Genomic DNA, 13,441 nt, shown 5'->3' with positions numbered 1-13,441 from the left:
GATTACCTTTTGGCCTACAGCCCGTTGCTGTGGGCTCCTTTTTTATCCGAGGAAAATAAAGGGCATGGTTCTCGCTTTCAATTAGTCCGGTTATCCCAATTTTTATTTTGCCAAGTTTAGCCAAGCATGATAGAATAGGAGCTACATTAATTAAATAATTCCGATAGGAAAGGTGTGTTTTTAAAATGAGTTTGCCGAACGTAGTGAATGCTCTTACAGCTGAGGTCCAAGCCAATCGCAAATCGGAGTATGATCTTGCCCCGCTGTTTCTGAATCGCTGGTCCCTCCGGTCTTTTACGGATCAGAAGGTGTCTGATGAAGACCTGTATTCTCTGCTGGAGGCTGCTCATTGGGCGCCTTCCTCCTATAACGATCAGCCGTGGCGGTTTATTGTAGCGAAGACGGAGGAGCAGCTGGCGGTATTTCACAGCTTTCTTGGAGACTTTAATAAATTGTGGGCGACGAAGGCCCCTGTTCTGCTTCTGGTTGCTTCCGACAAGCAGCGGGCCAACGGCGATCCGAACGGAGCCCATGCTTTTGACAGTGGCGCGGCATGGGGATATTTGGCGCTGCAGGCAACGATCAAAGGCCTCGTTACGCATGCGATTGGCGGCTTTGACCGCCAGCAGGCGCGCGAGCTGCTGCAGGTGCCGGACCATTTGGAGCTGCACGCCGTCATTGCTGTCGGCTACCAGGGCGAGAAAAGCCAGCTTCCCGAGGCGATTCAGGAGCGCGAGGTGCCGAGCGGCCGCAGAAGCCTCCGCGAGGTGGTTTTTGAAGGTAAGGTGTCATCCTGACCGACGAACATTGTAACGAATTGGACACCCTTTTTTCATCTTATCTTAAGGAAGCGGGCCTATACTAAGTACAACCCCCTTTCATTTGATATAGATGGTCTAGACCCGCAGCCACCGCTGCGGGTCTTTTCTGCGGCAGGACTGCTGCCGGTCTCTATCGCGTGATGGCGCGAGTCGTCTGTGAAGAGTAAACAAAAAACGGACCTTTGCCGAAAATAGGAAGATAACGTATGTATACATACCGCCATTGCTACCCTTTGGGAGAGAGAGGATTGAATTTCATGCCATTACGGAAGGAACTGGAGCCGATAGAACGCGATGTGGCTTGTTTGGCGCTGCCCCAGAACAAAATCGAGTTCATGGAGCAGCTGCTGGAGCAGGGGCTGGATTCTGCGGCGGATGAGATTGCCGCTTTTAATGTGTTTACGGGCCTTGCGTATAAACCGATTATTTTGCCTCCGGGAGGAACAGATTGATGAAGGTAGAAACGTTAATGGAGGAAGCGGGCAAGCTGGCCCGGCCTTCGATAGAGCTGTATGCGGAGCAGGGGACGGACGATTTCCTCGCGGTTTGGGGCGGGGACGGAAGCGCCTCGATCGAAGGGCCGTACAAGCACCGGATGACGGTGGACTTCCGGTATATGCCCGATCCTATGAAGGCTTGGCGGCGGCACGGCTGTCTGAGCTTGTATACCCACCTGCACCACGCTGACAAAAGCATCATCGTCTGCAGCGATGCCGACATTCGGACAGTGAAGACAAGCGGGACGAAGCTGTACGGCAGGCTGACTCCGTCGCTGCCTCTGCTGGACGCATTTGCCTACACGGGCTCTCCGGAGGTCATGGCGTGGGCGAATGCGCCTGAAAGCGACCCCGAGGTGGCGGGGGGCTACGAGGAGTATTACGACAAATACTGTCCCCTCTACTCGGATCAGATTTATGCCGTGCTCGGCGGCTGGCATTATATGTGGCCGGACAGCTTCCAGTGGGAGGAGTACATTGACCGTGACCTGCTGATCTGCACGTTTAAGGACGCGGAGCCGTGGATCGAAGTGTGGGACGATGGTGAACGGGAATATGAGGTTATTGAACGGATGACGTAGTTATATCGATTCTTCCGCCAAGCGTTTGCTTAGCTGGGAGCTTGCAGCATGCAGGGCGGAGGCGGCTTCCTGCCGGACCTTCTTATTGCTGTGAGACTCCAGCTGCTCCAGCTCCCGGATCACGGCTTCAATCGTCTGCGCAGGCTCCGTGTACAACGCACGGGACAAGGTGAGGCAGACGGACTGCTGGGCCGCAGCATTCCCGGTGTGCAGGCAGAGGCAAAGGGCCGGGATAGCGGCGGATACATCCAGATTCTTCTTGATTCTGGCTTCGCGCAGCGCATCGGCTGCAGTCTGCTGAATATCCAGAGCGGCGTCCTGCAGCAGCAGAATGAGCCTGTCCCGGACAGGAGGGAAGTCAAAGGGCTCGACCGTTATCTTGCCCTGGATGATCTGGTGCCGTGCTTTGAGCTTTCCTCCAGCTGTTTTGGTCAAATTGTTTTGGATGAAGGAGAGGTCAAGCTCGACTTCAATCTCGTAAATCGCCCGGGCCAGACCTTCTGCGGCACCTAGACGGTACAGCTTCAGCGGATGATGAAGGAGAGAATCGAGGGCTTCGAAATCCTGCCGGTCCACCAAATAGTGCGCATAGGATGAGGCGCAGCGAAGCGCGGTTTTTTTATCCCGATCGGTCATATACTTTTTCAGGAGCGCCGCTGCTTGCTCACGCGTATTTTCCCTTAGCGTGGCATGGTACAAAACCGCCGTGGCCGGCCACGAAACCAGAATAGGGCCCCAGCCCGTTTTGGCATGATCATGCAGCAGGGGCAGAACCGCATCCATGAGCGGAGCCAGGTCATACTGGCGATCGGCAAGATCGCAAAGGACACGGCAGGCTTTGTAGCGGACCTGTACGGACTCGCTTTGCAGACCTGCCAGCAGGAACTCATGGATTTCCTCCCCGTCCGGGAGCATGTCCCGCCGCCAGGCAGGCTCAAAAGCGTTCAACGCTCTTTCATAGGCATCGTCACCCGATTGAATGAGCTGCTTTAATGAAGCCAGATCCTTGGTCTGCAAGCAATGGAAGCTCCAGGCCTGTACCAGGTGATGCCGCGTCGTTTCATCCTGGTGCTCATAGGCCCACTGCTTCACGATTGCCGCATGTTCTCCCAGAGCTTCCCCTTCCAGCAGCGCCTCGTACACGTCATGGCCGCCGGACGGGTTGCCGTCACGCAGCATTTGTATTGCCTCTTTCAGGCTCATCTGTACCCCTCCTATTTCGACATTTACCCCATTTTACTAAGAAATGGATAAAATACAAGGTACCTGTGGCACATGAAGCTCAGCTCGTTGTCCTGGCTGAAGCGCATGAAATCATATTTATCACAAAATTGGCCTGTCAAAGCGGTCCCCCTCCCCCCGCCGCACTGCACTGCATAAGTCCGGTTCCGGCTCCAGCGTTCACTGATTTTCTGGAAAAGCAGGCTATGCATCGTTAAACGGAGCTTTCCCCGGGCATGAATAACGGCGGCAGCTGAACAAACGCTGGCTGATTGTGGTAAACTAGACCCGATGTGACTCCACCGGCGCCCGGCCGGAACGAAACGAATAAGGAGTATTATGCGATGGATACGTGGGAGCGACGTTTGGAGAAATACGCAGAGCTGGTCGTGCGTGTAGGGGTGAATATCCAGCCGGGGCAGGTGCTGCTGGTCGAGTCTCCGCTGGAGGCCGCTGAGCTGACCCGTATGATCGTCAGGAAGGCTTATCAGGCGGGGGCGAAGTACGTACAGGTAGAGTGGAATGACGATGAAATTACCCGGAGCCGCTTTCTGTATGCCCCGGGGGAATCCATGGCGTTTTATCCCCCATGGATTCCGCCGATGCTGGAGCAGCTGGCCGAAAACGGCGGGGCGCTGCTGAATATTAAGGTGCCGAACCCAGAGCTGTATGCAGGCATCGATTCCGGCAAGGTATCGGCTGCCGCGAAGGCTGCTGCTGTCGCCAGAGAAGCCTTCCAAGGCTATGTCCGTTCGAACCGGTTCAGCTGGTGTCTGATTAAGGCGCCGACTCGCGCGTGGGCGGCTAAGGTTTTTCCCGAGCTTGAAGGCGATGAGCAGGTGCAGGCGATGTGGGAGACGATCTTTGCCATGAACCGGGTGGAGGCGGATGATCCTGTTGCGGCATGGCAGGCGCATATCGGCCGGCTGAAGCAGGTTAAGGATCGGCTCAACGCCAAAAAGTATACCAAGCTGCACTACCGCGCTCCCGGTACCGATCTGGCGGTGGAGCTGCCGGAGGGCCATCTTTGGCATGGCGGAGGAATGACGAACGAGCAGGGCATTTATTTCGTGGCGAACATGCCGACGGAAGAGGTGTATACGATGCCGCTTCGAACCGGCGTGAATGGCAAGGTAAGCAGCACGAAGCCGCTTAATTTGAACGGACGGCTTGTAGACGGGTTCTCGTTTACGTTCCAACACGGGAAAATCGTGGACTACACCGCCGAGATCGGTCTGGAGCATTTGACGAATTTGCTTGCAACCGACGAGGGTGCCGCTTATTTGGGTGAAATTGCGCTTGTGCCGCACGATTCGCCCATTTCCCGGCTGAACCGGATATTTTATAATACCGGCATCGATGAGAACGCCTCCTGTCATTTCGCTATGGGCAGCGCGTACCCGTTCACCTTGACCGGCGGAACGAAGCTGACCAAGGAGGAGCTGCTGGCCCGGGGAGGGAATGTCAGTCTGGTGCATACGGATTTTATGATCGGCTCGGCGGAGCTGGATATCGACGGGGAGCTGCCGGACGGAACCCTGGAGCCGGTGTTTCGCCAAGGCAATTGGGTAGAGGCGTTCTTGTAATTGAATCCAAGGAAGGAGCGGGAGCTATGCGGGTCATTGATTTGCACTGTGATGCATTGTTTAAGCTGTGGGAGTCGGGAGGAACGCTGGATTATGGCCGGTCCGAAGAGCTTGCGGCGAATAGGGAACGGTTAATTCAAGGCGGTGTTCAGGTTCAGTGTTATGCCATTTTCGTGCCGCCGGAGGTGAAGGCGGAGCATAAGCTACAGGCGGCGCTGGACCAAATTCATTATTTTTACGACGAGGTTCTTGGAAGACACCCGGATTTCCGCCATATCCAGGCATGGGAGGACTTCGACAAGCTGCAGGATGGGGAAATCGGCGCGATGCTGACGCTTGAAGGAGCAGAGCCGATTGGCAGCGATTTAAAGCAGCTGAATATTTTGTACCAGCTCGGGGTCCGCTCGATTGGGCTGACCTGGAATGATGCCAATTTGGCCGCCGATGGGGTGCTGGAGCCGCGCGGGGCCGGCTTGACGGTGCTCGGCAAGGATATTGTGCGGTTCAATAACCGCCACAAGCTGTTTACCGACGTAGCCCACCTGAGCGAAAAAGGCTTCTGGGAGGTCATGGAGCTGGCGGATTATCCGATAGCCAGCCACTGCAACGCCCGAGCGGTATGCGACCATCCGCGGAACTTGTATGACGCGCAGGCGAAGGCCCTGTTTGACCGCGATGCGATGATTCATGTGGTGTATTATCCGCCCTTTGTGAAGGAGAACGGTCAGGCCGCGCTGACCGACCTCATCCGCCATATCGACCACTTCTGCTCGCTTGGCGGGGTACGGAATATCGGGCTCGGCTCCGATTTTGACGGAATTGAACAATTCGTGGACGGGCTGGAGCATGCCGGGAAGCTGCCGAATCTGATGAACGAGCTGCTCAAGCATTATAAGGAGGAAGAGGTGCGGGGCTTTGCTTCGGAGAACTTTCTGCGCTGCCGACCGAGATAGGTGATGCCGCCGGATAGAACGGAGTGCCCTCTGCACAGGGGGCTTCTTGAAGGCTGATGGGAGTCCTGTGAACGATGAACAACTATAAGGTTGTTTTGTTTCTTCTCCTGGCGAATTTGTTTTGGGCCGGGAATTACATTCTCGGCAAATATGTCGTGGCCGAGCTGACCCCGCTGCAAATGACGTTTTGCCGCTGGCTCATCGCCATTTTCCTCTTATTCCCGATTGCGCATTGGGTGGAGCGGCCTGTGTGGAGGGACGTCTGGAAGCGGTGGAAGACGCTGATCGTCCTGGCTGTGCTCGGCATTGTCAGCTATAACTTCCTGCTGTATGAAGCGCTGCGGTTCACGACCTCGATGAATGCCGCGCTGGTGAATGCTATGAACCCGGCAGTGATAGTCATTTTTTCGGCACTGCTGCTGAAGGAATCCATATCACGCATGAAGGTGCTGGGGCTGCTGGTTTCGCTGCTTGGCGTGCTGCTCGTCCTGACGAACGGCCAACTGCAGCAAATTTTCCATATGGATTATAACGCCGGGGACCTGCTGATGCTGCTTGCGATTGTCGTCTGGACGCTTTATTCCATCGCCGGGCGCAAAATGAAGGGACTCCCGCCGATAGCTGCCACGGCTGCCTCCGCCCTCATCGGTCTGCTGCTGGTTGCGCCGTTTTTCTTTCTCTCCGGGGGCTTGTCGCTGCCGATTAGTGCTGCTGCGGCTTGGGGAATTGTGTACATGGGCATCTTCCCCTCCGTCGGCTCCTTCATATTCTGGAACGCGGCCCTTCGCCAAATCGGCGTCAGCCGTGCAGGCATTTATTTGAATCTGATTACGGTATTCACGGCTATTCTAAGTCTTGCCTTAGGCAAGCCGATTACGATCGTGCAGATTGCGGGCGGACTTCTTGTGTTTGCGGGGGTTTATCTGACAGGCAGAACGGCAGCGCAGCCCGTCCCGGAACCGGATGAACGGAAATAAGGGGGACCGAAGGGCGAAGCGGTCGTACCTTGCAGCTTCCAGTGCCGGTGGGGTGTCGCATGACGGAGATTAATCGGTTGAGATTTTGTAACATTACTGAAATATTTCTTTCAGGTTAGCTTAAGGTACAGCACCTATAATAAATACCGAACCCCCCTTTTCATTTTATATAAACCTTGGACCTGCAGCCCGTTGCTGCGGGTCTCTTTTTTTGAGCCGGGAACGGCAGGTCATGCAGGTGTGATGAACCGGCCTACGGATAGGATGATTTGTACGATCTGAAGAATCCGGTCATTGATCGGGTAGGCCTGCCATGTTATTTATGCGTGCGATCCTGATGGTTTTTTTGGAAATGGACAACCGTTGGTATACAATAATCATAGTTTCATTGTATGCAGTATGCCGCTAGACTGGCATTATTCAACCGACACAAGGAGGAGGATGGAAGATGGAATTGATTTACCATGGACATTCGTGTGTGCAAATCCAGACGAACGGCAAATCGCTGGTCATTGACCCGTTTTTACGGGGGAACGAGCTTGCCGTAACGAAGCCGGAGGAGATCCGGACCGATGCGGTGCTGCTGACACATGCCCATGCGGACCATATTTTGGATGCCGTGCCTATCGCGAAGGCGAATGATGCTCCGGTTATTGCTACGCTGGAGCTTGCGACCTACATGTCATGGAAAGGGGTCAAGACGACCGGGATGAATCTTGGCGGAACCGTGGATTTGGGCTTTGCCAAAGCCAAAATGATTCAGGCGTTCCACAGTTCCGGCATTGTGATCGAGGAGGAGCAGCGGATTATTTATGGCGGCATGCCCGGCGGTTTTATTATTGAAGCCGAAGGGCTCACCATCCTTCATACCGGAGATACGTGCTTGTTCGGGGATATGAAAATGATCGGCGAACGGCATCGCATCGATGTCGCCTTCATCCCGATTGGCGGCCATTTCACGATGGGACCGGAGGATGCTCTCCAAGCCGCTCAGTGGTTTGGCGCCAAGCTGGTCATTCCGGTGCATTACGATACCTTCTCCCTCATCCGCCAGGATGCCGAGGCTTTTGTCCAGAAGCTGAAGGAGCATGGCCTGAACGGCCGGGTGCTGAAGCCGGGCGAGTCGCTGACGGTGGAAGCGTAGCTGTCGAGCCAGGAGCGGATCGATACGCTTGTTTTATTTTGATTGTGATGAAAGCAGGGCTACCCGGTAGCCTCTTTCGGAATCCGCTAGGCTCCGTCTCATGGATGATGGAATCCTAATAATCAATGGAAGCAAGGCTCTACAGGATTTGATATACATGAAGCGGTTGTTTGAGGGAAAAGGTATTCGGATCAAAGACCTAATCACGCAAATATGACCAGCCCTATTCAGTGTTTGCTGCTACAGCGCGAGACATTCGTCTTGTGTTGTCCTTCAAGGTCATTCGTAGGCTAGAAAAATCTCTCCACCTGCACACAATAAAAAAGCCGACTGCCCAGTTCGGGCATCAGGCTTTCATGCATGTTCACTTTCTCGTGATTGCTCCGGCTCACGACGCTTTTCTGGCTCGAAGTCAATGCCGCTGATCGCATGTTCATATAAAAACTGCTTGATTTCGCTCATATCGTTCGTCGTATAGTAGGCTGAAAACAATTCGTTAAATTGCTCCATATTTTTCTCGGTAATGGTCAGCATACCATGTCCGTTGCCGACAAGAAGCTTGTTTGCGAGCAGAAGAGAGGTTCGCTTGTTTCCATCCCAAAACATTTGCCGCCGCGCTCCCCATAGGAAAGCCGTAATAGCTTTCTCCGTTGTGGTCATGTCCGCAGCCAGTAAGTCCGCCAATTCCTGTTCGATCTCGTTCTGCACCGGGAGCGGCGGCACATAATCCGTACCTGAAATTCCGACACGCCCGTTTCTTAAAACGCCCCATTCCAGCGCTTCATTTCTCGCGACGTATTCATTGAGTTTGCAAATGAAGGGAAGCGAAGTCGGCTCATCAATCGCGTTCAACAAATAACGCCAGGCATCCCTCATATTCAGGACGGCTTGTATGTCGTCCAGCGTTACACCAGGAACATTGACACCGTTCAGTATTGTTTGGGTTTGCGGAAAGGTAATATTCCTGTTTTCCATCTTCATGCCGCAGTATATATTTTCGTCCCATTTCTTCTTAGCCAGAAACAGGCTTTGTTGTTTGTTCAGCGCATATTTATTTGGAAATGGTTTCATTTTGTATCCCTCCTGCCAGTTATCATTATATCCGGTTTTGAAAACAAAATCACCTTTCATCTGTACTTACCCTGCCTTGAGGGAAACGCACATTCCCGTATCGCTTGATGATATTAACCTTCGGAGAACTCCGGAAAGGTTTAGTTCTGAAGACCTCATACCGAACGCATGCGGTGAGCCGCGTTTGGTAGCTTTAAGGAAGGGAGAGACGAGGATGAACGAAGAGAAGCTTCCCTTGCCATCGGCGGCGGCAGACCGCGATCCTAGCATTTTCCGATTGGCGGTGGGAGGTCACCCAGTTCTCTCAGCGGACGGGTGGCTGTCTGTCCATAGAGTAGACACATAGAATCGAGAGAACTATGCAGCAGCTCTTATGATTGCCCTGCTGCCGCTTGCTTCGAGAGGCTGAGTCTACCAGCCTTTCCCCTTCTTATTAAAGGTTGCAGAGGTCACAAGTCCGAGCAGCTGGGGAACGATAGGTCCTCCCATGATTTGCGCGCGTCCGCCACCGCCTGGTGCTTTATAATGGGTAATATCTATGGATGCTGAATTCCAGGCGGTGCCGTTCACGTGCAGGTGAATTTCCTCGATTTGATTCTTATTGGCTACTGTAACTTTGTATATATGGTAGGCGCCGCCATATGTAACTTCGTTCTCCGTTCGGCGGGAGCTATCATAGGTGATTTGCAAGGTTGCCGGGTTGGCGATTCCATAAGTCTCAGCCAGGTATTGAATCGCCCGTACCGGGATCGTGGGCATGTCGGTTGCTTTCACTCGCAAAAAGGGATCCAGCAGCGCGATGGCTGTATTCGGATGGGCACTGCATACTTCAATAACCTGCCCAATGGTGAGTCCATAGTCACTGATGCCTCGCTGAAGGTTGGTGAGAAGATCGGCGAAGCTGTGGCATTTGCTTAACAGGACGTCTACATGCTTCGGCTTCACATCCATATAGGTCAGGGCGCTTACAATATTTGCGACCGCCACGCCGGCGTTCGACCACCGAATAATTCGGTCACCGTCCTCCTCCTTTTGGAAATGTGTCCCTAGTGCGCCCCAATTGGCCTGCAAGCCTACTCGCGTGGCATCCTTGGCCATAACTAAGGAGATTGCTGATTCGAGGGGGAGCGTGGCAATAAGCGGGAGACCGAAGGTCGCTGCGAAATGTACCCAGTTTTCAATTTTGGCTGCGCCGATAATCCGGGCTAGCGAATCACTATTTAGGGCCTTCACACTGGCAACTAGTTCTGCCGCCGATTGTTGTTGCAAGAGATCGTCAATTTTCTTAGGAGCGAGGATGTCTAGTAGCTCGATGAAGCCGATGCCGACGCCTTCAATCACTTCGTGAACATCATCTTCATAGCCTTTAATCTGCTCGAACAGCTCGGGGCTCATCGAATAGATGTTGACACGTTCGGCATCTGTCAGATCGTTATCTTCATCGACTTCATTTTGATCCTTATATTCTTCGTATTCATCAACTTCCTTTTGGGCTTCCGTTTCAGCTGCTTCCCACTCACGGAAGCTGTACGCCCTGGCGCGCCCCATCCATAGCTTCATCACCTCTCTCAGCTCGAGATCGCTTACATTTTCTTGGAGCTCTTTAGCGCTAACCTCTTTAGAACCAATCTTCAGTGAGCGCTGGACGGGAGCGGTACTGGGCGTAGCCTGAGAGGCATTTCTTGATTGCAGCATCGAAGACAGCATTTGTCTTACACCTTGATTGCCCATAACCCGTTGGAGCTGGGTGAGTCGTCCATGCAGGGATGAGGAAGGCTGTAATGCTGTTCCGGTTACGCCTTTGGATCTAGCGGGGGCTGCTGCCATTTGCAGAGGCTTGGCCTTTTTTACTGGCGGGTTATGATTCATTGGTTCTCCTTGGAGAAACCCCCATATGGGGTTTATTTCCTTTCATTATAACTGGAAGTGCTTCTTGTGAAAATGACAAGAACTTATAGTCACGGCTTCATTGCCGCATCCCTTGGTAAAAATATGTAAATTCTCATCTCAAAAAGGCCTCGATCGCATCGTCCAGGTGATGCGTGAGGCCTTCTCTTCTGTTTTTTACGAGAACGGGTACGTCCAGAAGGCTTCCTTGCTCAGCCGGGCAATCAGCTCAGGACTACCATCCGCCTGGCCGAGCAGCATGATTTGGAATTGGGATCGGTGAGCCCGTAAGGAGGCCTGCTTGAATTCCAGCATGGCTCCGACATCATTGCTTATATCCGGCTTGCCCAGCGCGGCTTCGCGATTGGAGGCGAAGGCGGTGCAGTGCACCGCGGGGCGCTCCCCGGCCGGCAGTCTTCGGACCGCCTCGATCACGGCAGCGCCGCAGGCGTCGTGATCAGGATGAACACTGTAGCCGGGGTAATACGTCAAAACGAGTGAAGGGGAAATCTCGGCAAGTAAGGCCTGAATTCGGGCGATGAAGGGCTCCCGCGGCTCGAATTCTACGGTTTTGTCGTGCATCCCCCAGTACCTTACATCCTGGATGCCAATCGCTTTGCACGATGCCTCCAGCTCCTGCCTACGGATGGCCGGCAGTGTCGAACGGCTGGCGAAGGGCGGGTTGCCCAGATTCCGGCCCATCTCTCCAAGGGTTAAGCATACGTAAGTGACCGGAGTGCCATTTTGAATGTGCCAAGCCAGTGTCCCCGCCATGCCGACCTCATCATCCGGATGCGGCAGCACAACCAGGATATGCCGTTGATGCTCCATGTGATTCGCCCCCTTTTTGTATGTATGTGAAAATCATAAGCTCATAAAAACGGCTCACGGCTGAGCTGCAGCCCCACCACGAGCTTGCCCTCTGCGTCGTGGCCTGCCAGGGTAAGCCGTCTGGCTTGCTGCGGCGCCCAGTGGGTCAGCCCTTCGGAATAAATCCAGCTGGTCTCTGTTTTCAGACCGACGCGATAAGGGCCTGACCCGGCAATGGCGCCTTGTGTGTACCGGATGCGGCTGTTGCTTACGAAGGTAGAGGCGGTAAACTTCGAGCTGTCCCGATGGGCGGCGTAAGCGCCGGTCGTCATTTCCAGCTGGAAATAGATGTCCTCGTTCCGAAGCTCGTCGAGCAGCTCTTGTACAGCCTGCGGATTGATGGTGTGCATGTCCCGAAACCTCCCGTATGGAAAACAGCCCCATTCCCCGGTATCAGGGAAGGGGCTTGGATGGATTGTCCTGCAATGCGCTACAGCTTCATTGGCTTGGCCTTAAAATGCACGACCGCGCTGTACAGCAGCTTGTTTGCGTTCGGATTGAAGGTGACCTGGTGCTGCACGGAAAACACGTCCAGCAGCAGCGCTTTGTTGATTTCGATCTGATCGGCAATTTGCCGCTCCAGCGTCTTCAAATCATAAGCCTCAAACAGCTCGATTTTCGTTTCCAGCTTGTCTACTATAAAATCCATGCCGACGACTCACCTCTTGCTTACGATTGTACCATCCAGCCAAACGGATCGGGAAGTGCGCCGCGTTGAATGCCCGTGAGTGTATCATAGAGCTTGGCTGACAGCGGACCGGTTTGGCCGCCGTTGATCATCAGCTGCTGTTCCTGCCAGTATAGCGATCCGACAGGAGAAATAACGGCAGCGGTTCCGGTGCCGAACGCTTCCTCCAGTGTGCCATTGCGGTGAGCCTCGTACAGCTCATCAATCGAAATCGCCCGCTGCTCTACAGGAACATCCCAGGAGGACAGCAGCTGGATGATGGAGTCCCGGGTGATGCCGTCCAAAATACTGCCGTTCAGGGCCGGGGTGACCACCGTGCCGTTGATTTTGAAAAACACGTTCATGCTGCCGACTTCTTCAATATATTTGCGGTGAACGCCGTCCAGCCACAGCACCTGGGAGCAGCCTTTTTCGGAAGCCCCTTCCTGGGCGATGAGACCGGAAGCATAGTTCCCGGCCGTTTTGGCTGCGCCGACGCCGCCTTTGACCGCCCGGACGTACTCCGACTCCACATAAATGCCGACCGGATGAATGCCTTCGGCGTAATAGGCGCCGACAGGGGACAAAATAATCATAAATTTGTACTGCTTGGAAGGAGCAACGCCCAGTGCCGCTTCTGTAGCGATAATGAATGGGCGGACGTACAGCGAGGTTCCCTCGGCCGATGGAATCCAGTCCCGGTCCGTCTGGATCAGCTGCTTGACAGCCTCCAGCGCCAGCTCTTCATCAATCGCCGGAATGCTTAACCGCTGGTTGGAGCGGTTTAAGCGCTGGAAGTTCTTTTGCGGCCGGAACAGCAGGGTCTGCCCGTCTGCCGTTTGATACGCTTTCAAGCCCTCAAACACGGTTTGTCCATAATGGAACACCTTGGCCGCCGGGTCCAGGGTAATCGGCTGGTACGGCACAATGCGGGGGCTGTGCCAGCCCTTCGGCTCATCGTAATCCAGAATGAACATGTGATCGGTGTAATATTTGCCGAAGCCGAGTGCGTCGGGTTCCGGTTTTTGTTTTTTACGCGAGCTGATTTGTATTGCAATCTCATAAGCCATCTGACATTCCACTCCCAATTCATCAGTCTTAGTCTTGCCGAAAATAATCCTTTGAAAGCTTGCGTGTCGGAAGAGAGCGGGATCGCTTTCAAGGAT

14 protein-coding genes are annotated in these 13,441 nt (G+C 54.0%); 7 read left to right on the top strand and 7 right to left on the bottom strand.

Annotated features, from left to right (window positions below):
• The first annotated feature begins 185 nt into the window (after window positions 1–185).
• The 3 genes from WBG83_RS05085 to WBG83_RS05075 all read left to right on the top strand — a co-directional run bounded on the left by WBG83_RS05085 (window position 186) and on the right by WBG83_RS05075 (window position 1,899).
• Window positions 186–797, top strand: a complete 612-nt coding sequence (locus tag WBG83_RS05085; RefSeq protein ID WP_336743258.1) for a nitroreductase family protein — start codon at window positions 186–188, stop codon at window positions 795–797.
• A gap of 281 nt (window positions 798–1,078) precedes the next feature.
• On the top strand, window positions 1,079–1,273 hold the full coding sequence (locus WBG83_RS05080) for a hypothetical protein (protein WP_336743257.1): 195 nt from the start codon (window positions 1,079–1,081) through the stop codon (window positions 1,271–1,273).
• Entirely contained in the window at window positions 1,273–1,899 is a 627-nt protein-coding gene (locus WBG83_RS05075) for a hypothetical protein (RefSeq protein ID WP_336743256.1), read from the top strand. The genes WBG83_RS05080 and WBG83_RS05075 overlap by 1 nt, the downstream gene beginning before the upstream one ends.
• Here the strand turns inward: WBG83_RS05075 and WBG83_RS05070 are convergent, their stop codons facing one another.
• Window positions 1,900–3,102, bottom strand: a complete 1,203-nt coding sequence (locus WBG83_RS05070; RefSeq protein ID WP_336743254.1) for a hypothetical protein — start codon at window positions 3,100–3,102, stop codon at window positions 1,900–1,902.
• 362 nt (window positions 3,103–3,464) lie between these two features.
• Here WBG83_RS05070 and WBG83_RS05065 point away from each other — a divergent pair, with 362 nt between their 5' ends.
• The 4 genes from WBG83_RS05065 to WBG83_RS05050 all read left to right on the top strand — a co-directional run bounded on the left by WBG83_RS05065 (window position 3,465) and on the right by WBG83_RS05050 (window position 7,780).
• Window positions 3,465–4,706, top strand: coding sequence for an aminopeptidase (locus tag WBG83_RS05065; protein ID WP_336743252.1), 1,242 nt, complete (start codon window positions 3,465–3,467; stop codon window positions 4,704–4,706).
• Window positions 4,707–4,732: 26 nt separating this feature from the next.
• Window positions 4,733–5,659, top strand: coding sequence for a dipeptidase (locus tag WBG83_RS05060; protein ID WP_336743250.1), 927 nt, complete (start codon window positions 4,733–4,735; stop codon window positions 5,657–5,659).
• Between the two features lie 74 nt (window positions 5,660–5,733).
• Window positions 5,734–6,636, top strand: a complete 903-nt coding sequence (locus tag WBG83_RS05055; RefSeq protein WP_336743248.1) for a DMT family transporter — start codon at window positions 5,734–5,736, stop codon at window positions 6,634–6,636.
• A gap of 448 nt (window positions 6,637–7,084) precedes the next feature.
• Window positions 7,085–7,780, top strand: coding sequence for a metal-dependent hydrolase (locus tag WBG83_RS05050; RefSeq protein ID WP_336743247.1), 696 nt, complete (start codon window positions 7,085–7,087; stop codon window positions 7,778–7,780).
• Window positions 7,781–8,134: 354 nt separating this feature from the next.
• Here the strand turns inward: WBG83_RS05050 and WBG83_RS05045 are convergent, their stop codons facing one another.
• The 6 genes from WBG83_RS05045 to WBG83_RS05020 all read right to left on the bottom strand — a co-directional run bounded on the left by WBG83_RS05045 (window position 8,135) and on the right by WBG83_RS05020 (window position 13,345).
• Window positions 8,135–8,911: a Fic family protein gene (locus tag WBG83_RS05045; protein ID WP_336743246.1), complete on the bottom strand. Its 777-nt coding sequence runs from the start codon at window positions 8,909–8,911 to the stop codon at window positions 8,135–8,137.
• Window positions 8,912–9,262: 351 nt separating this feature from the next.
• Entirely contained in the window at window positions 9,263–10,720 is a 1,458-nt protein-coding gene (locus WBG83_RS05040; RefSeq protein WP_336743244.1) for a hypothetical protein, read from the bottom strand.
• A gap of 195 nt (window positions 10,721–10,915) precedes the next feature.
• A complete protein-coding gene (gene bshB2, locus WBG83_RS05035) occupies window positions 10,916–11,569 on the bottom strand; it encodes a bacillithiol biosynthesis deacetylase BshB2 (protein WP_336743242.1) in 654 nt (217 codons plus the stop codon).
• A 41-nt stretch (window positions 11,570–11,610) separates the two neighbouring features.
• Window positions 11,611–11,958 carry a YojF family protein gene (locus tag WBG83_RS05030; RefSeq protein ID WP_336743240.1) on the bottom strand — a complete coding sequence of 116 codons (348 nt, stop codon included), beginning with the start codon at window positions 11,956–11,958 and terminating at the stop codon, window positions 11,611–11,613.
• Between the two features lie 80 nt (window positions 11,959–12,038).
• Entirely contained in the window at window positions 12,039–12,257 is a 219-nt protein-coding gene (locus tag WBG83_RS05025; RefSeq protein ID WP_336743239.1) for a DUF2536 family protein, read from the bottom strand.
• A 20-nt stretch (window positions 12,258–12,277) separates the two neighbouring features.
• Window positions 12,278–13,345, bottom strand: a complete 1,068-nt coding sequence (locus tag WBG83_RS05020) for a branched-chain amino acid aminotransferase (protein ID WP_336743237.1) — start codon at window positions 13,343–13,345, stop codon at window positions 12,278–12,280.
• Window positions 13,346–13,441 lie beyond the last annotated feature (96 nt).

The sequence above is a fragment of the Paenibacillus sp. y28 genome, from assembly GCF_037137075.1.
In the GTDB taxonomy this organism is placed as follows: domain Bacteria; phylum Bacillota; class Bacilli; order Paenibacillales; family NBRC-103111; genus JBBBNV01.
The sequence above is the reverse complement of the archived record's forward strand: the minus strand, read 5'-3'. Positions and strand labels throughout refer to the sequence as shown.